The sequence below is a fragment of the Novosphingobium sp. SG919 genome (assembly GCF_012932495.1).
GTDB classification, from domain to species: domain Bacteria; phylum Pseudomonadota; class Alphaproteobacteria; order Sphingomonadales; family Sphingomonadaceae; genus Novosphingobium; species Novosphingobium rhizosphaerae.
On sequence record NZ_JABCNG010000001.1, the window covers coordinates 277,426 to 298,576 of the forward strand.

The 21,151-nt window shown below is 67.7% G+C and carries 15 protein-coding genes; all 15 read left to right on the top strand.

Translation table 11 applies throughout. The features are described from left to right. Nucleotides 1–78 precede the first annotated feature (78 nt). The 15 genes from FHT19_RS01320 (at nt 79) to mmsB (ending at nt 21,136) form a co-directional block, all read left to right on the top strand. Nucleotides 79–495, top strand: coding sequence for a hypothetical protein (locus FHT19_RS01320; RefSeq protein ID WP_169473490.1), 417 nt, complete (start codon nt 79–81; stop codon nt 493–495). Continuing rightward, nucleotides 492–3,425 (top strand): hybrid sensor histidine kinase/response regulator, encoded by a 2,934-nt coding sequence (locus FHT19_RS01325; RefSeq protein WP_169473492.1) that lies wholly within the window; start codon nt 492–494, stop codon nt 3,423–3,425. The genes FHT19_RS01320 and FHT19_RS01325 overlap by 4 nt, the downstream gene beginning before the upstream one ends. A gap of 248 nt (nt 3,426–3,673) precedes the next feature. Next, a complete protein-coding gene (locus tag FHT19_RS01330) occupies nt 3,674–6,679 on the top strand; it encodes a TonB-dependent receptor (protein ID WP_169473494.1) in 3,006 nt (1,001 codons plus the stop codon). A 113-nt stretch (nt 6,680–6,792) separates the two neighbouring features. Then, a complete protein-coding gene (locus FHT19_RS01335; RefSeq protein ID WP_211184800.1) occupies nt 6,793–7,524 on the top strand; it encodes a SapC family protein in 732 nt (243 codons plus the stop codon). Beyond that, nucleotides 7,517–8,527, top strand: coding sequence for a cupin-like domain-containing protein (locus FHT19_RS01340; RefSeq protein WP_169473496.1), 1,011 nt, complete (start codon nt 7,517–7,519; stop codon nt 8,525–8,527). Before FHT19_RS01335 ends, FHT19_RS01340 begins: the two co-directional genes overlap by 8 nt. Next, nucleotides 8,524–10,026 (top strand): tryptophan halogenase family protein, encoded by a 1,503-nt coding sequence (locus FHT19_RS01345; protein WP_169473497.1) that lies wholly within the window; start codon nt 8,524–8,526, stop codon nt 10,024–10,026. The genes FHT19_RS01340 and FHT19_RS01345 overlap by 4 nt, the downstream gene beginning before the upstream one ends. Then, complete coding sequence (locus FHT19_RS01350) at nt 10,023–10,958, top strand: glycoside hydrolase family 16 protein (protein WP_169473499.1); 936 nt, start codon at nt 10,023–10,025, stop codon at nt 10,956–10,958. Before FHT19_RS01345 ends, FHT19_RS01350 begins: the two co-directional genes overlap by 4 nt. 15 nt (nt 10,959–10,973) lie before the next feature. Then, a complete protein-coding gene (locus tag FHT19_RS01355; protein WP_169473501.1) occupies nt 10,974–12,038 on the top strand; it encodes a LacI family DNA-binding transcriptional regulator in 1,065 nt (354 codons plus the stop codon). Then, nucleotides 12,031–13,245, top strand: a complete 1,215-nt coding sequence (locus FHT19_RS01360; protein WP_248290221.1) for an MFS transporter — start codon at nt 12,031–12,033, stop codon at nt 13,243–13,245. The genes FHT19_RS01355 and FHT19_RS01360 overlap by 8 nt, the downstream gene beginning before the upstream one ends. 97 nt (nt 13,246–13,342) lie before the next feature. Next, on the top strand, nt 13,343–15,763 hold the full coding sequence (locus FHT19_RS01365) for a glycoside hydrolase family 3 protein (protein ID WP_169473503.1): 2,421 nt from the start codon (nt 13,343–13,345) through the stop codon (nt 15,761–15,763). Between the two features lie 24 nt (nt 15,764–15,787). Next, nucleotides 15,788–17,080 carry a sugar MFS transporter gene (locus FHT19_RS01370; protein ID WP_168554038.1) on the top strand — a complete coding sequence of 431 codons (1,293 nt, stop codon included), beginning with the start codon at nt 15,788–15,790 and terminating at the stop codon, nt 17,078–17,080. 166 nt (nt 17,081–17,246) lie between these two features. Further along, a complete protein-coding gene (locus tag FHT19_RS01375) occupies nt 17,247–18,389 on the top strand; it encodes an acyl-CoA dehydrogenase family protein (RefSeq protein WP_169473505.1) in 1,143 nt (380 codons plus the stop codon). Further along, a complete protein-coding gene (locus FHT19_RS01380) occupies nt 18,386–19,453 on the top strand; it encodes an enoyl-CoA hydratase/isomerase family protein (RefSeq protein WP_169473507.1) in 1,068 nt (355 codons plus the stop codon). The genes FHT19_RS01375 and FHT19_RS01380 overlap by 4 nt, the downstream gene beginning before the upstream one ends. Further along, nucleotides 19,450–20,232 carry an enoyl-CoA hydratase-related protein gene (locus FHT19_RS01385; protein WP_168554041.1) on the top strand — a complete coding sequence of 261 codons (783 nt, stop codon included), beginning with the start codon at nt 19,450–19,452 and terminating at the stop codon, nt 20,230–20,232. The genes FHT19_RS01380 and FHT19_RS01385 overlap by 4 nt, the downstream gene beginning before the upstream one ends. A gap of 13 nt (nt 20,233–20,245) precedes the next feature. Then, nucleotides 20,246–21,136: a 3-hydroxyisobutyrate dehydrogenase gene (gene mmsB, locus FHT19_RS01390; protein WP_348981776.1), complete on the top strand. Its 891-nt coding sequence runs from the start codon at nt 20,246–20,248 to the stop codon at nt 21,134–21,136. Nucleotides 21,137–21,151 lie beyond the last annotated feature (15 nt).

Sequence of the window (21,151 nt, forward strand, 5' to 3'; positions counted from 1 at the left end):
TCCCGATCAGATCGATAGCGGCAAAATTTACCAATTGGAAATTGGCCACCCGTAACCTTCCTCAGGTGGAGGGTCAGAATGCACGGGGGTCTTACCGGTAATACCAGGGCGATTGCCTGCCGCGCCGCGGCTGGCTTGCGCCACGCTGGCGCGCCGGCCCGGCCGCGCCGTGCCTGGGTTGCCGCGATGCCGGCCGTGGGCCTGATGCTGGCCGGCGTCGGCGCACTCGCCTGGGCTTCGCTGCCGCCGGTGCGCGCGGGTGAACAACTCGTGGTCATCGCTGCCCCCGGAACCTCCCGGATCGAAACCGTGGCCATGGTTGCCGGTGCGCAAGGCGCGCTGGTGGTACCGGGCCGCTTTGCCAACGTCGCCATCGCCACGTCCCCCCGTGTGGATTTTCCTGCCGCACTGCGCCGAGAAGGGGTCTGGTTCGTCTTTGCTTCGCCACGTCTGGCGGGCTGCCTCGGCGCTGCCAAGGATGATCCCGCCTTATGACGACCTCCCTATCCAGCCGCGCCCCATCGCTGCCGGCGAGCGAGCTTGACGATGTCCGTCGGCGTTTCGGCCGCTTCCTGGTCTTTCTGTTGTGGGCGCACGTGCCGCTGCTGGCCCTGGTCGGCGGGTTGAACGGACGATCGCCGCTGGCCGCCGCAGGGGCAGGGGCGCTGCTGGCGCTGGCCTATCACCTGATGTGGTGGCGCAACGGCATCGCCCCGGCCACGCGCTATCTTTCCGCGGTCGCGCTGGTGGGCGAGCCCGCGCTCCTCCTGTTCCTGCTGCAGGGCCATCCCTGGCAGATGGACATGCACATGTACTTCTTCGCCATGCTCGCACTCACCATCGCGTGGTGCGATCGCGGGGCGATCCTGATGGCGGCGGGGGCCACCGTGCTGCACCACCTCGTGCTGCTATATGCCTTGCCCTATGCGGTGTTTCCCGGCGAGGGCAACCTGGTGCGCGTGTTGATCCACGCGGTCATCGTGGCGTTCCAGACGGCGGTGCTGGTCTGGCTCAGCGCGCATCTGGTCGAAGCGGTGCAGCGCATCACGGCGATGGGCGAAGATATCCGCGCCAAGAATCTGGCGCTTGAAGAACGCACCCGCGAGGCCGAGCACGCCACCCGCGCCAAAGCCATGTTCCTGGCCAACATGAGCCACGAAATCCGCACCCCGATGAACGCCATTCTCGGCTTTTGCCATTTGGCACAGCGCACCGCGCTCGATGCGCGGCAACAGGTCTATGTCACGCGCATTGCCGATGCCGGCGCATCGCTGCTGCGGCTGATCAACGACATTCTCGATTATTCCAAGAACGAGGCGGGGAAGCTCACCTTGGAAGCACGGCCGTTCGAAGTGCGCGCCTGCGTGGAAAACCAGGTGCAGATGCTCGCCGTCGATGCGCAGGCCAAGGGCGTCGCGCTGCGCGTCACCATCGCGCCGCGTGTGCCGCAGATGGTGGTGGGCGATGAACTGCGCTTTGGCCAGGTCCTGCTCAACCTGCTCAGCAATGCGGTCAAGTTCACCGAAAAGGGCGTGGTCATGGTCGCCATGGACCTTGTCGCCACGGGCGAGGGCACGGTCACGCTGGAATGCAGCGTGCGCGACACCGGCATCGGCATGACCGCGCAGCACCGCGAAGCGCTGTTTTCCTCGTTCACCCAGGTGGACAGCTCGATGACCCGCCGGTTCGGCGGCTCGGGCCTGGGCCTGGCGATTTCGCGCCAGATCGTGGAGCAGATGGGCGGTGGCATCACCGTGGAAAGCACCCCTGGCCTGGGCAGCGTGTTCACCTTCCGCGTGGTGCTGGGCGATGCCGGCAGCCTGGCCCGTGCCGGCCTGATCATGCCACGGGGCCTGGCGGGCCTGCGCATCCTGGCGGCGGACGACAACGCCGCCTCGCGCGACATCCTGCGCGCGTTGTTCAACAGCTGGGGCATGACGATCGACCTGGCCGCTTCGGGCGATGAAGCGCTGGCCGCGATCGAGGCTGCTGCCGTTGCCGGGCGTCCGTTCGACCTGGTCCTGCTCGATTGGAAAATGCCGCGTCTTTCGGGAATGGATACGATCAAGGCGATGCGCAACCGGGTGCCGCGCGAAAACCTGCCGGTCACGCTGCTGGTCACGGCCTATGGCAACGACGAGTTCCTGAGCGAAGTGGAACGCGCCGATGTCGATGCCTTTCTGACCAAGCCGGTGCAACCGCGCGCGCTGATCGAAACGATCTGCCATCTCTTCCCCGAACGGGTGGATCGCGCGCCCGATGCCGTCGCGCCAACCCCGCCTGCCTTAGCCGAAACCGTGCGCCTCGCCCCGCGGTTCCAGGGTGCGCGGGTGCTGCTGGTGGAAGACAATGCGATCAACCGCGAGATTGCCATGGAATTGCTCGATGATGCCGGGCTAGATGTGGACTGCGCGGAAAATGGCCGCATCGCCTGCGCCATGGTGGCGGCGCAAAGCGGCGCTTACGCTGCCGTGCTGATGGACGTGCAGATGCCCGAGATGGACGGGATCGAGGCGACCACGCGGATCCGCCGCACCTGGGGCGCCGATGTCCTGCCGATCATTGCCATGACCGCGCACGCCTATGAGGATGAGCGTCAACGCTGCCTGGCCGCCGGCATGAACGACCACATCACCAAGCCGGTCGATCCCGCGCTGCTGGTCCGCACGCTGGAACAGTGGCTGCAGGTGGCTGGCGCCGATGGCGCGGCAAAGCCCTGGCACGCGCCCGTCGCCAATGGCGCAGCCGCATCCGATGCCATCCCCTTGCCCGATCACCTGCCGCCGTTCGGCATTCCCGCCGCGCTGGCCCGCGTGAACGGCAAGCGCGCCCTTCTGGCCAAGCTGATCGGCGACTTTGCCGATATCTATGCCGCCACCCCCGGTGCTCTTGCCAGCCTGGTCGACGAAGGGCGCCTGGCCGAGGCGCGGCGCCTGGCCCATTCGCTCAAGGGCGTGGCTGCGTCGCTGGAACTGCCGCAAGTAACGGCCGTGGCCGGCCGGATCGAGCGCCTGCTGGCGGCCGAGCAGACGTTCGGCCTCGATCGCGAGATCGCGTTGCTGGGCCGCGAACTGGAACCTGCCATCGAAGCCGCGCGCTCCCTCACGCCGCCGATCGCACCGGGCACGTTGCCGTCGCCCACGCCGGCCAACTCTGCGTTCGATCTTGCGGCGCAAGTCCAGGCGCGCGAAGGGCTGGTCGATCTGGTGCAGCGGCGCAGCCTGGCGGCACGGGCGGCCTTCGTCGTCTATGCCGAGGCACTTGGCCTGCCCGAAGCGGCCCGCGAGGCGCATCCGGTGCGCCAGGCCTTGGCCCGGCTCGACTATGGCCGGGCTCTGGCCTTGCTCGAGGCCGAGCGTGGCCCGCACCACGCCGTGGCCGGCACCGGCGCGCCAACGCCTGGCGGGCAGGGTGCCGTGGCCTGAAGCTGCGCCGGGTCGCGGCGTTGCCGGCAGGGCCGGCACGCCGGCGGCCCATTGCCCGCATCGCGCCGCAGAAGGCCGATCGTCAGCGGCGCGCGCGGCACGCCCACTCCCCCACTATTGCCCTTTGTCACGGATGATGACGGCAGGCGCTTGACAAAGTGAACGTTCACGCGCATTCGTTGCGCAAGTTGAGAACGTTCACAAACCGTGCGCCAAAGCGACGGGGTGAAAACGGGGAGAGGGATCTGATGAGCACAAGCTGCCATTCTTTGCGCGCGCGCCTGGTCTGGGGGGCTTCGGTCATGGCAATGGGCCTGGCCGCTGCGCCTGCCCTGGCGCAGGAAGCCGCGCCCAGCACGCCGGCCGCAGCACCGCAGGGCGCCACCACGCCCGAAGCGCCGGCCGAAAGCGCCATCGTCGTCACCGGCATCCGCGCCAGCCTTTCGGCCGCCGCCGATATCAAGCGCAGCGCGCAAGGCGTGGTCGATGCGATCTCGGCCGAAGACATGGGCAAGTTCCCCGATACGAACCTGGCCGAATCGCTTCAGCGCATCACCGGCGTATCGATCGATCGTTCCAACGGCGAAGGCTCCACCGTCACGGTTCGCGGCTTCGGCCCGGAATTCAACCTGGTGCTGCTCAACGGCCGCCAGATGCCCACGTCCAGCCTGGGCGATGGCGCCAGCGCGCCGTCCACCCGCAGCTTCGACTTTGCCAACCTCGCGTCCGAAGGCGTCGCCGGGGTGGAAGTCTACAAGTCGGGCCGCGCCACGCTGCCGACCGGCGGCATCGGCTCGACCATCAATATCAAGACCCCGCGCCCGCTCGATCGGCCCGGCCTGCACGGCAGCCTGGCGATCAAGGGCATGATCGACACGTCGCGCAACCAGGGCAGCCCCATCACGCCCGAAGTGTCGGGCATTCTCAGCGACACCTTTGCCGACGGCAAGATCGGCGTGCTGGTCACCGGCGTGTGGCAAAAGCGCAAGGCGAGCAACAACCAGGCCAATGTCGGCTGGCGCGACGGCTATCTCGGCTCGGAAAACAACTGGGGTTCGCTGCCGCAGGAAGGCGATCCGCGCTATGCCAATATCGTCAACCGGCCCGGTCCCAACGATGTCTACCAGGTGCCGCAGAACGCCAGTTATGACATCACCGACATCGACCGTGAGCGCATCAATGGCCAGCTCGTGCTCCAGCTGCGCCCCACCGACACGCTGACCGCCACGTTCGATTACACCTATTCGCAGAACACCGTCCGCGCGCGCACCAACAGCGTGGGCATCTGGTTCAATTTCAACGACGTTTCCAGCCAGTGGACCGATGGCCCGGTGGCCGGCCCGGTGTTCTATGCTGAACACTTCGGCGCCAGTGAGGGCAAGGACTTGTCCTACAGCGCGTCGCTGACCGAAAACCGCACGGTCAACCGCTCGATCGGCGGCAATCTCAAGTGGGACGGCATCGATCGCCTCACGCTGGAGCTGGACGCCCACCATTCGACGGCCGAATCCAAGCCCAACAATCCTTATGGCACCAGCGTCTCGGTGGGGACGGCGGTGTTCGGCGTGGCCGACCAGAAGATCGATTTCACCCATGATCTGCCGGTCATTTCGGTCGGGATGAACTCTGGCATCGACGCGCTCGATCCGGCGAACATCACGCCCACGGGCAATGCCTTCCGCAACGCCTATTTCCGCGACGAGATCAACGAAGCGCGCCTTTCCGGCCATTTCCAGTTCGACAGCGGCGTGATCGACAGCCTCGATTTTGGCGCCAACTATACCGAGAACAAGGTGCGGTCGGCCTATGGCTATATCCAGCACGATACCTGGGGCGGCTCGCTGCCGGCCAGCCAGACGCCCGACGACCTGTTCAGCCGCGTTTCCGTGCCCGACAAGTTCAGCGGCGTTTCGGGTGCCAACGATCCCAACATCATCAAGCAGTTCTACACCTTCAATTTCGAAAAGATGGTGAGCCTGCTCGACAGCAAGAACCAGATCTGCGGCGGCACCGGCAATTGCCTGGCGCCCTACACGGTCGATCGCCGCATCAAGGAACGCACCATCGCGCCCTTTGTGCAGGTGAATACCAAGTTCGACCTGCTGGGCCGCGAGGCGCATTTCCGCGCCGGCCTGCGCTATGAAAACACCCGCGTGACCTCGTCGGCGCTGGTGCCGATCCCCACCGGCACGCAGTGGGTTTCGGCCAACGAATTCGGCCTGATCTATGGCGGCAGCAGCGATTTCACCACGTTTGCCGGCAGCTATGACAATTTCCTGCCCGCGTTCGATTTCGACATGCAGCCGGCGCGCAACGTCAAGTTCCGCGCGTCCTACAGCCAGACCATCACCCGTGCCGACTATGCCAGCCTCCAGGGTGGCCGCACGCTCGACCAGCTGTTCCGCATCGGTGGCGGCACCGGCAGCCAGGGCAATCCCGGCCTGCTGCCCTACAAGTCCAAGAACATCGACCTCAGCCTGGAGTGGTACTACGCGCCGACCAGCTATGTCTCGGTGGGCTTCTTCAACAAGAACGTGTCGAACTTCATTTCCTCGGCCCGCGTCGATACCGGCGCCTTCGGCCTGACCAACCCGGCCAGCGGCCCGCGCTACCAGGCGGCCATCGCCGCGCTCGGTGCCGATGCCAGCACGGCCGCGATCCGCAACTACATCTTCCAGCACTACCCGGAATCCTCTCAGATCACCGGCACCGACGCGAGCGGCAACCTCACCGGCAACATCTTCGGCACGCCCCAGGATGCGGCGGTCAATTTCCAGATCACCACGCCGGTCAACTCGTCGCAGACCGCGCGGCTCTATGGCTGGGAATTCGCCATCCAGCACACGTTCTGGAACACCGGCTTCGGCACGATCCTGAACTACACGATCGTGCGCGGCGATGCGACGTACGACAACACCAAGCCGTCCAGCGTCACCCAGTTCGCGCTCACCGGCCTGTCCGACAGCGCCAACGCGGTGCTGTTCTATGACAAGCACGGCTTGCAGGCCCGCGTTGCCTACAACTGGCGCGCGCAGTTCCTCTCGGGCACGGGGCCAAATCCCTATTACGTGGAGCCCTATGGCCAGGTCGATGCCAGCGCCAGCTGGGAATTCCGCAAGGGCTTCACGGTCTTTGCCGATGCCATCAACCTGACCAACCAGGGCCGGCGTGGCCACTTGCGGTCGGACAACAACGTGTTCTTCGCGTCGAGCGGCTATGCCCGCTATTCCGCCGGTTTCCGCGTCAACTTCTGACGCGGCCCTCCCCGCCCGGCCGGCTTGCGCTGCCCTGCAAGCCGGCCGGGTGGTCCCTCCTGCCATTGGCTTGATCCCGCCAGCCGCAGGTGGAACAAGGGCGCAAACAGCCGTTGAACGAGGATGCCAGCACCGTGACCAGCAGCAGCCATGCCCTGCTCGACAATGCCACCCATCGCGACCTGACCGTGGCCACCGGCGCGGGCGCGCAGTGGGGCGATGGCGTGATGGGGTGCCTGGTCGTGCCGGCCGAATTCCGCGCGGTGGCCGCGCATTATCCCATCGTGTTCCGCCGCGATCCCGAAACCGGGCGCTTTGCCCCGCTCGCCCTGTTCGGGTTCGAACAGGCGGAAAACCTGTTCCTGGCCGATGATCACTGGGACGCGGCCTATGTGCCGCTGGCCCACGCGGTCCAGCCCTTCCTGATCGGCCGCACCGCCCATGCCGACGATGTGCCGCAAGTGCATATCGACCTGGCCCATGCCCGTGTCGGCATTGCGGAAGGACAGCGCCTGTTCGACGAGACCGGCGCGCCCACGCCTTATCTGGCGGCCAAGGCCGAGCAACTCGGTGCGCTCGACGCTGGCTGGCGCGCCACGCCCGCTTTCCTCGCCGCGCTCGAAACGCATGACCTGCTCGAACCCTTCGCGCTCGAAGTGCCCTTGGCCGAAGGCTCCACGCGCTCTCTCGTGGGCTACCACATCATTGCCGAAGAGCGCTTGGCCGCGCTCGATGGTGCGGCCTTGGGCGCACTCAACGCGCAAGGGCATCTCCTGCCCATCTACATGGCGGTGGCCGCGCTCGGCCGCTTTGCCGATCTCCTGGCACGGCGCTCTAATGCCTGAACATCCGCCATCCGTGCGCGAAGTGGCGGTGGCCGATGCCGCCGCGCTCGATGCCCTGCTGGCACAGGAAGACACACCGTTCGTGGTGCGCGGCCTGGCGGCGCATTGGCCGTTGGTCCTGGCCGGGCGGGAGAGCGCGGCCGCAGCCCGCGCCCATCTTGCCGCCCACGCCCGCTCGCGCGCGTTCACCGTCTCCCACGCCGGGCCGCAGGCCGGTGGCCGCCTGTTCTATGATCCGGCCATGCAGGTCAATTTCGTCACCGCCCAAGAACCGCTGGACGCCATCTGGGCGCGGTTTGACGCGGCCGAGGCGGCCGCCGATAGCCGCCTGGTCTACATGGGCTCGATCGACATTCCCGGCTGGTTCGACGGGCTGGACGCAGCCAACCCGATGCCGCTGGGCGAGCGACAGGCGCTGGCCAGCGTGTGGATCGGCACCGCCACGCGCGTGGCCGCGCACAACGATTTCCCGCACAACCTTGCGGTTTGCGCCGTGGGCGGGCGGCGCTTCACGCTGTTTCCGCCCGACCAGTTCGCCAATCTCCACCTTGGCCCGCTGGACAACACGCCGGCTGGCCGCGCCGTCAGCATGGTCGATCCCGATGCGCCCGACCTGGCGCGCCACCCCGGCTATGCCACCGCGCTGGCCCATGCGCAGCTGGCCGATCTGGCCGGCGGAGACGCGCTGTTCATCCCCAGCGGCTGGTATCACGCGGTCGATGCCACGGCGCCGTTCAACGTGCTGGTCAATTACTGGTGGCGCGATACCCCACGCTGGCTGGGCCAGCCCCAGGATGCGCTGATCCACGCGATCCTCGCGATCCGCGACCTGCCCGAAGCCGAACGCGCGCAATGGCGCGCCTTGTTCGAACACCACGTCTTTTCCGGCGGCGCAGCCGCGCGCGCCCATCTCCCGGCCCATGGGCAGGGCATCCTTGCCCCGCTCGACGCGGCCGCCGCCAGCCGCATCCGCGCTTTCCTGCTCAGGAGCCTCAGCCGATGACATCATCAACACCCCTGCACATCGTGGTGGCCGGTGGCGGCACCGCCGGCTGGATGGCCGCCGCCGCCCTGGCGCGCACGCTCGGCCCGGTGGCCACTGTCACCCTGGTGGAAAGCGAGGCCATCGGCACCGTGGGCGTGGGCGAAAGCACGATTCCCCCGCTGGTCACCTACAACCGCCTGCTCAATATTGCAGAGGCGGATTTCATGCGCGCCACCCAGGCCACGTTCAAGCTGGGCATCGCGTTCGAAAACTGGAAAGCGCAAGGGGCGCGCTATTTCCACTCGTTCGGCGGGACCGGGCGCGATCACTGGAGCGCCGGGTTCCAGCATTTCTGGCTGCACGGCCTCTCGCGCGGGCACGCCGCGCCCTATGACGATTATTGCCTGGAACTCATGGCCGCGCAGGCCGGCCGCTTTGCCCACTTGCCCGATGGGCGGATGAACTATGCCTATCAGCTTGATTCCGCGCGCTATGCCGCGTTCCTGCGCGGCCTGGCCGAAGCCGATGGCGTCACCCGCATCGAAGGCCGCATTGCGCAGGTGGAACTCGACGGCGAAAGCGGCGCCATCGCCGCGCTGCGCCTGGATGGCGACCGGCGCGTGGCCGGCGACCTGTTCCTCGATTGCACCGGCTTTCGCGCCCTGCTGATCGAAGGCGCGCTGCACACCGGGTTCGACGATTGGAGCCACTGGCTGCCCTGCGACCGGGCGATTGCGGTGCAGACCGCCAGCGTGCGCCCGCCCGTGCCCTATACCCGCGCCATCGCGCACGATGCCGGCTGGCAATGGCGCATCCCGCTGCAGCATCGCCAGGGCAACGGCATCGTGTGGTGCAGCCGCTATCTTTCCGAAGATGCCGCGCTCGAACGGCTGCTGGGAAGCGTGGAAGGCCAGGTCCTGACCGAACCCAACCGCATCCGCTTCACCACCGGCGCGCGGCGCCGGCAATGGGTGAAGAACTGCGTGGCGGTGGGTCTTTCGGGCGGGTTCATGGAACCGCTCGAATCGACCTCGATCCACCTGATCCAGCGCGCCGTGCTGCGCATCCTGCGCCTGCTGCCGGTGGGCACCCGCCCCGATCCGGCCGACATTGCCGAATTCAACGAACAGCAGTGGACCGACATGGTCCAGATCCGCGATTTCCTGATCCTGCACTACAAGGCCACCGAGCGGCGCGACAGCCCGTTCTGGCGCCACTGCGCAGGGATGGACGTGCCCGAAAGCCTGGCCCATCGCATCGACTTGTTCGCCCGCACCGGCCGCGTGTTCCGCAAGAACGAGGAACTGTTTGCCGAAAACAGCTGGGTCCAGGTGATGATGGGGCAGGGGATCATGCCGTCCGCCTATCACCCGGTCGCGGCCAAGCTGCGCGACGAGGAACTGGAGCGCCTGCTCGCCGGCCTGCGTCGCGAAGTGGCCGAAACCGTGCGCGGGCTGCCCGGCCATGCCGCCTACGTGGAAAGCTATTGCGGCGCGCAGGCGGGCGCTGCGGCATGAGCGTGGCATTGGCCCTGCTGGTATCCGCCGCCGCCGCCGCCGCCGCCGCCGCTGCCGCGCCAGAGGCGCCGGCGCCCGGCTGGCACCTGGTCTGGGCCGATGAATTCGATGGCACGGCGATCGATCCCGCGCGCTGGACCCTGGCCGACGATTGCTGGGGCGGTGGCAACCAGGAGCGCCAGTGCTACACCCCGCGCCGCGCCAACGCGCACCTCGCCGATGGCCATCTGGTTATCACCGCCCGCAAGCAAGCCTGGCGCGGTCCGGCCTATCCGCAAGACCTGCGCGAAACCCCCGATAGGAACGCCGCGCGCGCCGAAAAGCCGTTCACCTCGGCGCGGCTGAGCACCAAGGACAAGGCCGCCTGGCGCTATGGCCGGGTGGAAGTGCGCGCGCGCCTGCCCGGTGGGCAGGGCAGTTGGCCGGCGATCTGGATGCTGCCGGCGGAAAGCCGCTATGGCCGCTGGGCCGCTTCGGGCGAGATCGACATTCTCGAAACGGTGAACCTGGGCGTGCCCTGCGCCACGTGCGCCAGCGGGAAAGAGGATCGTGCGCTCGGCACGATCCATTTCGGCGGCGTGCCCCCCGCCAACCGGCATGTGGGTTCGGAGGCGCCGATCCCCGCGCCGGTCGACGGGTTTCACACCTATGCCGTGGAATGGGCGCCGGGCACGATCACCTGGAGCATCGATGGCGTGGCTTATGAAACCCGGCGCGCGGGCGAATGGTCCACCACCGGCAGCGCCGATCCGCTGGCGCCGTTCGATCGGCCGTTCTATCTGGTGCTCAACCTGGCGATCGGCGGCGGCCTGCCCGAAAGCCGCAACGGCGGCGGGGTGGACGAGCGCGGATTTCCACGCACGATGATGGTGGATTGGGTCCATGTCTGGCAAAGCGATGCCGACGCGGCCACCCGGCCGACCGCGAAGTAAGAGGATAGCTGCAGGATGGCGCGCCGTCGTCAGACCGTGACGATCAAGCACGTGGCCGCCGATGCCGGCGTCTCGCTGCAAACCGTCAGCCGGGTGATCAACAACGAACCCAACGTGCGCCCCGAAATGCAGGAGCGCGTGCGCGAAGCCATTGCCCGGCTCGGCTATGTCCCCTCGATCGCGGCGCAGCGGATGAGCGGCTCGCGCTCGTACCTCATCCTGGCGCTTAACGACCGCGATCGCACGATTGCCGATTGGCGCGCGCGCCAGGGCAGTGACTGGGTGGACCAGATGCTGCTGGGCGGGATGCTGCAATGCGCCGAACACGGCTATCGCATGATCTTCGAACTGGTCGATACCCACAACGACCATGTGGAGCGCGAACTGCTCGCCGCCATCGCCGCGCTGCAGCCCGATGGCGTGGTGCTGACCCCGCCCCATTCCGACAATCCGCTGATCGTGGGCGTGCTCACCCGCCAGGGCATTCCCTTTGCCCGCATCGGCTCGCTGGGGCAGGGCGGCGGCATCCCGCTGATCATGGACGATGAAGGATCGGCGCGAAAGGCAACGCAGGCCTTGATCGACCTGGGCCACCGCCGCATCGGTTTCATCGCCGGCAACCCGGAATACAGCCTCAGCCAGTGGCGCGTGGATGGCTGGCGCGCCGCCATGGGCGAGGCTGGCCTGCCCACCCACGGCCTTTTGGCGCACAGCGATTTCAGCTTCGCCACGGGCACGCAGGCGGCGCGGCAGTTGCTGGACCAACGCGACGCGCCCACCGCGATCATCGCCAGCAACGACCAGACCGCGCTGGCCAGCCTCGATGTGGCCCACGCCATGGGCCTGGCCGTGCCGCAAGACCTCTCGCTGATCAGTTTCGACAACACGCCCGTGGTGCGCTTTGCCCGGCCGGCGCTTTCGGCAGTGGACCAGCCGGTGGCGCAAACCGTGGCCCGCGCGGTGGACCTGATCATTGCGGCGCAGCGCGACGGCACCGTGCCGACAGCGCCCGTGGTGGTGCCCGCCGGGCTGGTCATGCGCGAATCCGTGGCCGGCCCCAAGGCGACGACGGGTGGCTGAAGCCTCTACCGTGGCCGGTGTGCCCGCGCGCCATGGTGATTGGCCGTTCCTCTTGTGCTATGCTCTTGCCTGGGCTGGTGCCACGGCGGGCTATGGCCCGCTGCTCACCCTGCTGTTGCCGCTGCGCGTGGCAGAGCTGGCCGGCCCGGCGGCCGTGCCCTGGCTCGCCACGCTGACCTTCCTGGGCGCGGTTTCGGCCAGTATGGCCAACATCGCCTGGGGCTGGGCCAGCGATCGCGCCGGCAGCCGCCGCGCCTGGGTGGCCGGCGGCCTGATGCTGTCGAGCGCGCTCTTGCTGGCCATGCCGCTGGCGACCACGCTGCCGGCACTGATCGTGGTGCTGGTCGCCTGGCAGGGCGGGCTCAACATGGTGCTGGGGCCGCTGGCGGCCTGGGCCGCCGATTGCGTGCCCGATCGGCACAAGGGCCTGCTGGGTGGGTTGCTGGCCTTTGCTCCGGCCTGGTCGGGCGCAGTGGGCGCCCTGGTCACTTTGCCCGATCCGCATCATGGCACCGGCAGCGGCTTTGCCGCGCGCGTCGCGGTGCTGGCGCTGATCGTGGCCGCATCGATCCTGCCGCTGCTGCTGATGAACCCACGCGCCATGCCCGCTGCAACGGCGGCGCCCGTACCGCTGGCCCCGGTGGTTCCGCCGCCGCCACGCCCGGTGCGCCGCATGTGGCTGGCGCGGCTGCTGGTGCAACTGGCTGAAGCGACGTTGTTCGCGTTCATCGCCTATTGGTTCCTGGCACTCGATCCCACGATGCACGCGGCCACCATGGCGCGCATCTATGGCCTGCTGCTGGCGCTCTCGGTGCCGCTGGCGCTGCTGGTGGGCCATTGGGCCGATCGCCGCGCGCGGCCCTGGCGCCCCTTGGGCGCGCTCGCCGGCCTGATCGCGCTCGGCCTGCTGGTCATGGCGCTGGCACCGGGCAAGGGCGTGGCGCTGGCCGGCTATGCGCTGTTCGCCCTGGCCATGGCGGTGTTTCTGGCGTTGCACAGCGGGCAGACCTTGCGCGTGCTGCCCCGGCCAGACCGGCGCGGGCGCGATCTTGGCCTGTTCAATCTCACCAACACCGTGCCTTCGCTGATTGTGCCCTGGCTCGCGGTGGTGCTGGTGCCCACCATGGGCTTTGGCGCCCTGTTCCTGGTGCTGGCCGCCTGCGCCGCGTTGGCCGGGCTGCTGCTACTGTTCATCCGAACCGGCTGACCCGCATTTGACACGGCAGTTGATCTGGCCGCCCGGCCATGTCACAAGTCACAATTGAGAACGTTCACAAGATCGCGCGAACGAGAGGATGATACCCATGACCAAGCGCCCCGCGCTGCTTGCCGCCCCTGCTTTCCTGGCCCTGCTGGCGCCTTTCACCCCCGCCGCCGCCGCGCCGGTAGAGGAGGCTGTCGCCCATCCCGCACAATGGCCCGCCGCGCACAGCCCGGCCGCCATCACCGATCCCGCCACCGAAGCGCGCATCACCGCGCTGATGAAGCGCATGACCCTGGCGCAAAAGATCGGCCAGATGATCCAGGGCGATATCAGCGCGGTCACTCCGGCCGATCTGGCGCGCTATCCGCTCGGCTCGATCCTGGCGGGCGGCAACAGCGGCCCTTATGGCAACGAGCGCGCCAGCGGGGCGGACTGGGCGCGCCTGGTGGGCGAATATCGCGCCGCTTCGGCCAAGGCGGGGGCGGGGATCCCGATCATCTTCGGCGTCGACGCCGTCCACGGCCACAGCAACCTGCCCGGCGCCACGATCTTTCCGCACAATATCGGCCTTGGCGCGATGCACGATGCCGCGCTGGTGCAGCGCATCGGCGCGGCCACGGCGGCCGAGATCGCGGCCACCGGCATCGAATGGACGTTCGCCCCCACGCTCGCCGTGCCGCAGGACTTGCGCTGGGGCCGCAGCTATGAAGGCTATGCCGCCGATCCGGCGCTGGTTGCCGCCTATGGCCGGGCAATGGTCACGGGCCTGCAGGGGCCGCTGCGCGCCGGCAAGGCGGTGGATGGCGCCCATGTCGCGGCCACGGCCAAGCACTATCTGGCCGATGGCGGCACCCACGATGGCAAGGACCAGGGCGATGCCCGCGTGTCCGAAACCGAACTCGTCGCCCGCCATGCCCAGGGCTATCCCGCCGCGATCGATGCCGGCGCGCTGACCGTCATGGCCAGCTTTTCCAGCTGGAACGGGGTCAAGAACCACGGCAATCGCAGCCTGCTCACCGATGTGCTCAAGGGCCGCATGGGCTTTGGCGGGTTCGTGGTGGGCGATTGGAACGGCCATGGCCAGGTCGATGGCTGCACGGTCACGTCGTGCGCGTCCAGCTTCAACGCCGGGCTGGACATGGCGATGGCGCCTGACAGCTGGAAGGGCCTGTTCGATGCCACCCTGGCCCAGGCGCAGCGGGGCACGATCCCCATGGCGCGGATCGACGATGCCGTGCGCCGGATCCTGCGCGTGAAGTTCAAGCTGGGCCTGATGGGCGCGGCGCCGATCCAGCGCGGCGCAGCGGGCGAACTGGGCGCGCCGGCCCATCTCGCCGTGGCGCGCGAGGCGGTGGCCAAGTCGCTGGTCCTGCTGAAGAACAACGGCGGCGTCCTGCCGTTGAAGCCCGGCGGCAAAGTCCTGATCGCCGGGCCGGGGGCCGATTCCATGGCGATGCAGGCGGGCGGCTGGACGATCACCTGGCAGGGCACCGACACCACCGCCGCCGATTTCCCGCGCGGCCAGACCATCGGGCGCGCCCTGGCCGATGCGCTGACCAAAGTGGGCGGCACGGCCACCCTCGCGCCCGATGGGCAGTTCGCGCAAAGGCCCGATGTGGCCGTGGTCGTCTATGGTGAAGCGCCCTACGCCGAATTCCAGGGCGACGTGGCCAACCTGGCGTTCCGCCCGCGCCATGGCGAAGACGCGCTGGTCGCCCGGCTCAAGGCCCAAGGCATTCCCGTGGTGTCGCTGTTCCTTTCTGGCCGCCCGCTGTTTGCCGGGCCACTGCTCAACGCCTCCGATGCCTTCGTCGCTGCCTGGTTGCCCGGCACGCAGGGGGCCGGGGTGGCCGATGTTCTGGTGGCCAGGGCCGATGGCCAGCCAGCGCGCGATTTTGCCGGCACCCTGCCGTTCCCCTGGCCCGCCGATGCGCGCTCTCCCATCGCCGCGCCGCTGTTCCCGGCAGGCTATGGCCTGACTTATGCCCACCCCGCACCGGTGGGCGCGGTGAACGAGGATCCGCGTGTCGATCTTTCGGCGGCGGCCAGCGACAACCTGTGGTTCAACCGTGGCGTGGCGCCGTCGCCCTGGCACCTGGGGCTGGACAATGCCGTCACCGCGCGCTCGGTCGATCTGGCCGCGCAGGAAGATGCGCGGCGCTTCACCTGGGCCGCACCGGGCGCGCTTGCCATCGACGGGCCGCCGGTCGATCTCACCCGCCAGGCTGATGAAGGCTTTGAAGTTCGGCTGGAATGGCGGATCGATGCCCTGCCGGCCGGGCCGATCAAGGTTTCGGTTGGCACGGGCAGCCTGGATGTGGCATCGCTCCTGCGTCTTGCGCCGCAGGGGGCCGTTACCCAGACACGCATTCCGTTGCGCTGTTTCGCCGATGCCGGTGCTGATCTGAAACAGGTCGGCACGCCGCTTCGGATCACGGCGCCGCAGGGGTTCGTCGTGACGCTCAGCAATGTGCGCGTAGAGGCAACTGGAAGCGTCGTTCCCTGCCCGCCAAAGGCGTGAGGGAGCGTTAGGAGAGAAATCATAATGGCCCTTGCCCCCGATCTTGCTGCGGGCGCCCATCCCGACGGCCCGGACGGAGCCGCCCATATCGACGCCCCGCAACTGCAGGTCTTCGTCATTGGGTTGTTCTTCATCTTCGGCGGGATCACGTCGCTCAACGACGTGATCATTCCCAAGCTCAAGGAGCTTTTCACGCTGAACTACACCCAGGCGATGCTGGTGCAGTTCTGCTTCTTCACCGCTTATGCCGTCATCGGCATTCCCGGCGCCCGCCTGGTCAAGCGCATCGGCTATATGCGCGGCGCCGTGGTCGGCCTGCTGACGATGATGGCCGGCTGCCTGCTGTTCATTCCTGCCTCGCAAAGCGCCACCTATGGCGTGTTCCTGCTGGCGCTGTTCGTGCTGGCCAGTGGCGTGGTGGTGGTCCAGGTCGTGGCCAACCCGCTGATCTCGCTGCTCGGCCCGGCACGCACCGCATCGAGCCGGTTGACCTTTGCCCAGGCGTTCAATTCGCTGGGCACCACGCTGTTTCCCTGGTTCGGCGCCGCGCTGATCCTGGGCAGCTTGGCCAAGGTTTCGGCGGCCGATCTCACCGGCCCCGCGCTCGATGCCTATCGCACGGCGGAAAGCGGCGCGATCGTCAAGGGTTACATCGGCCTGGCCATCGCGCTGGCGATCGTGGCGGCCGTGGTCTGGTCGTTCCGCAACCGCCTGCCCGTGGAAAAGCACACCGAAAGCGGCGGCCTTGCCGGGCTCGACCTGCTCAAGCGTCCGCGCTTCGGCTTTGGCGCGCTGTGCATCTTCCTCTATGTCGGCGCGGAAGTGTCGATCGGCTCGCTCATCGTCAACTATCTCCGCCAGGCGCATGTCATGGGCCTGGAAGAAGCCGCGGCGGGCAAGCTGATCAGCGTCTACTGGGGCGGGGCGATGGTCGGCCGCTTCATCGGTTCGGCCGTGCTGCGCCAGGTTTCGCCGGGCAAGGCGCTCGCATTCAACGCCATTTTCGCGATCGTGTTGATAGCGTTGTCTACTCACACCAACGGCGTGGTTTCGGGCTATAGCCTGCTCGCCATCGGCCTGATGAACTCGATCATGTTCCCCACGATCTTCAGCCTCGCCTGCGAAAAGCTGGGATCGCGCGCGGCCGATGGTTCGGGCATCATCAACGTGGCGATCTTCGGCGGTGCGGTCCTGCCGCTGCTGACCGGCGGCGTGGCCGACGTGACGCACAGCCTGGCGCTGGCGCTGGCCATTCCGGCCGCCTGCTATGCCGTGATCGCATCCTATGGTTGGTACGCGCGCCGCCCGGCCGCCTGACAAACCTGCCAGTTGCATGCACGGGAAGGGGGTACGACCATAGGGTCGTGCCCCCTTTTTTGCACAACCGATGCGACCAAAAAGGCATTTGTGCCCATACCCCCGCTGGGCCATGGTGCCGCCAAACAGAAACACCGCGTTTGATGCGGGAGCAGGAGCGCCCTTGATGTCTCAGGCATTTGCCCTGACCGAAGACCAGCTTGCCATTCAGGACATGGCGCGCCGGTTCACCGCCGACGCCATCACCCCCCATGCTGCCCGCTGGGACGAAGACCACACGTTCCCGCGTGACGTGATCCACGCCACGGGCGAACTGGGCCTGGGCGGGATCTATGTTTCCGAAGCAGGGGGTGGCGTGGGCCTGGGCCGGCTGGAAGCGGCCCTGGTGTTCGAGGCGATGTCCTATGGCTGCCCCACCACCGCCGCGTTCCTGTCGATCCACAACATGGTCGCCTGGATGCTCGACAGCTATGGTTCGGCCGAGCTCAAGGCCCAGCACCTGCCCGGCCTTGTGGCGATGGACAAGCTGGGGTCCTATTGCCTGACCGAGCCGGGTTCCGGATCGGACGCCGCCGCCCTTGCCACCACCGCGCGGCGCGATGGCGATGACTATGTGCTCAATGGAACGAAGCAGTTCATTTCCGGCGGCGGGGTGAACGATGTCTACCTGATCATGGTGCGCACGGGAGACGAGAGCCCGCGCGGCATTTCCTGCGTCCTGGTGGAAAAGGACACGCCGGGCCTGTCGTTCGGCGCGCCGGAACGCAAACTGGGCTGGAACGCCTCGCCCACCGCGCAAGTGATCCTGGAAAACGTGCGGGTGCCGGTGGCCAATCGGCTGGGGGCAGAGGGCCAGGGCTTCCGCATCGCCATGGCTGGCCTGGATGGCGGGCGGCTCAACATCGGCGCGTGTTCGCTCGGCGGGGCGCAGCGCTGCCTGGATGAAGCCATCGCCTATGTGAAGGAACGCCGCCAGTTCGGCCGCGCCATCGCCGATTTCCAGAACACCCAGTTCGTGCTGGCCGACATGGCCACCGAACTGGAGGCAGCGCGCGCGCTGCTCTATCTGGCGGCCGCCAAAGTCACCGCCGGCGCGCCCGACAAGACGCGCTTTTCCGCCATGGCCAAGCGCTTTGCCACCGATACCGGTTCCTCCGTGGTCGATCGCGCGCTGCAACTGTTTGGCGGCTATGGCTATCTGCGCGACTATCCGATCGAGCGGTTCTGGCGCGACTTGCGCGTGCACCGCATCCTGGAAGGCACCAACGAAGTGATGCGCATGATCGTGGGCCGGGACTTGCTGCAATGACCCCGGACGTTATCGTTCGTCGCGAAGGCTGCGCCGGCATTCTCTCGCTCAACCGCCCGCGCGCGATCCACGCGCTGACCCTGCCGATGGTCAAGGCGATGACCGATGCGCTGCTCGCCTGGCAAGACGATCCGGCGATCACCGCCGTGATCATCGACCACGCGCCCGCGCCCGATGGTGATCCCAAGCTCTCGCGCGGGTTTTGCGCCGGGGGCGACATCGCCCTGCTGCGCGGCTCCGCCCTGGAAGACGGCGGCGCCCGAGCGCGCGAATTCTTCTTCCACGAATATCGCCTCAACCACTTGCTGTTCACGTATGTAAAGCCGGTGGTGGCCTTCATGGACGGCATCACCATGGGCGGGGGCGTAGGCATTTCCCAGCCCGCGCGCTGGCGCGTGGCCACGGCCAAGACGCGCCTGGCCATGCCTGAAACTGGGATCGGCCTGTTTCCCGATGTCGGCGGCGGCTGGTATCTTTCGCGCCTGAAAGGGCGGCTGGGGCAATACCTGGCGCTGACCGGCGCAAGGCTCGATGGCGCGGAATGCCTGTGGGCCGGCCTTGCCACCCACTATCTGGAAGAACCGGCGCTGGCCCAGGCCAAGGCGCGCATTGCCGCCGGGGAAAACGTGGGCGAAGCGCTCGATGCGCTGGCCGGCACGCCTGGCCCGGCGCCGATCGCCGCGCAGGCCACTGCCATCGCACGCCATTTCCTGGCCAACAGCCTGCCCGAAATCCTGGCGTCCTTGGCGCGCGATCCAGCGCCGTTCGCCCAGGAAACCCTGGCCACGCTCGCCACGCGATCGCCGTTTTCCTGCGCGGTTTCGCTGCGGCAACTGGCGCAAAGCCTGGCGCTGCCCGATTTTGCCGCCAACATGGCGATGGAATACCGCGTGGGTGGGCGCATGATCATGCGGCCCGATTTTGCCGAAGGCGTGCGCGCGGTGATCGTTGACAAGGACAATGCCCCGCGCTGGAACCCTGCCAGCCCCGAAGGCGTGGCGGCGCCCGCGCTCGATGCGATCTTTGCGCCCCTGCCGCAGCAAGAGGAATGGACACCGCTATGAGCTATGAAACGATCCTGGTCGAAACCCAGGGGCCCGTCACGCTGATCACGCTCAACCGGCCCCAGGCGCTCAACGCGCTGAGCAGCCAGGTCCTGGCCGACCTGATCGCCGCCTTTGCCGCGTTCGAGGCCGATCCGGCGCAGCGCTGCGCGGTGCTGACCGGCAGCGGCGACAAGGCCTTTGCCGCCGGCGCCGACATCAAGGAAATGGCGGACAAGCCCGCTGCGCAATTCTTTGCCGAAGACTTTTTCGAAGGCTGGACCAGCAAGCTGGTCAAGGCCACGCGCAAGCCGTGGATTGCGGCAGTCAACGGCTTTGCCCTGGGCGGCGGTTGCGAATTGGCGATGATGGCCGATTTCATCATCGCCAGCGAAAATGCCAAGTTCGGCCAGCCCGAAATCAAGCTGGGCGTGGCGCCGGGCATGGGCGGTTCGCAGCGCCTGGCCCGCGCCGTGGGCAAGTCCAAGGCGATGGACATGTGCCTGACCGGCCGGATGATGGACGCCGCCGAGGCGGAGCGGGGCGGGCTGGTCAGCCGCGTGGTGCCCCATGGCGATCTCTTGGCCGAAGCGCTCAAAGCGGCACAGACCATTGCCGCCATGCCGCCGCTGGCCGCGCTGATGAACAAGGAAATGGTCAACCTGGCGTTCGAAACCACGCTGGACCAGGGCCTGCTGGCCGAACGCCGCATGTTCCAGGTGCTCACCGCCACGCAGGACAAGGCCGAAGGCATGAAGGCCTTCGTCGAGAAGCGTCCCGGCGTGTGGCAGGGGCGCTGAACCACAAAAAGACATAACGGGAGAGGCTGCCATGGCGGCAATTGCATTCATTGGCCTGGGCAACATGGGCGGCGGCATGGCCGCCAACCTGGCCAGGGCTGGGCACGTGGTCCGCGCCTTCGATCTTTCCGAAGCGGCCCTGGCTGCCGCGCAGGAGGCCGGTTGCACGGCCTGCACCACGGTGGCCGAGGCGGTCGCCGGGGCCGAAGTGGTGGTTACCATGCTGCCCAACGGCGCCATCGTGGGCCAGGTGATCGAGAACGAGGTCATCGGCAAGGCTCCGGCCGGCGCCTTGCTGATCGATTGCTCGACCATCGATGTCGCCACCGCCCGGCACCTGGCCGATGTGGCGGGTGCTGCTGCCCATCCCATCGTCGATGCGCCGGTTTCGGGCGGCATTGCCGCCGCGCGCGGCGGCACGCTCACGTTCATGGTCGGCGGCAGCGACGAAGCCTTTGCCGCCGCGCAGCCGATCCTGGCGGCGATGGGCAAGGCGGTGATCCATGCCGGCGGCGCCGGCGCCGGCCAGGCGGCCAAGATCTGCAACAACATGCTGCTCGGCGCCACGATGGTGGCCACCTGCGAAAGCTTCCGCCTGGCCGAGCGGCTCGGGCTGGACCTGCAGACCTATTACGACATCGCGTCCAAGGCCTCGGGCCAATCGTGGTCGATGACCAGCTATTGCCCGGTCCCCGGCGTGGGGCCGCAAACCCCGGCAGACAACGATTACCAGGGCGGCTTTGCCACGGCCCTGATGCTCAAGGATTTGCGCCTTGCCATGGGCGCCGCGCTGGACGCCGGCGCGCCCGTGCCGATGGGGCATTTGGCGGAAAAGCTCTATGCCGCCTTTGCCGCCGATGGCCACGCCGACAAGGATTTTTCAGCCATCATCAAGACGCTCTAGCGCACGCTGCGCCGC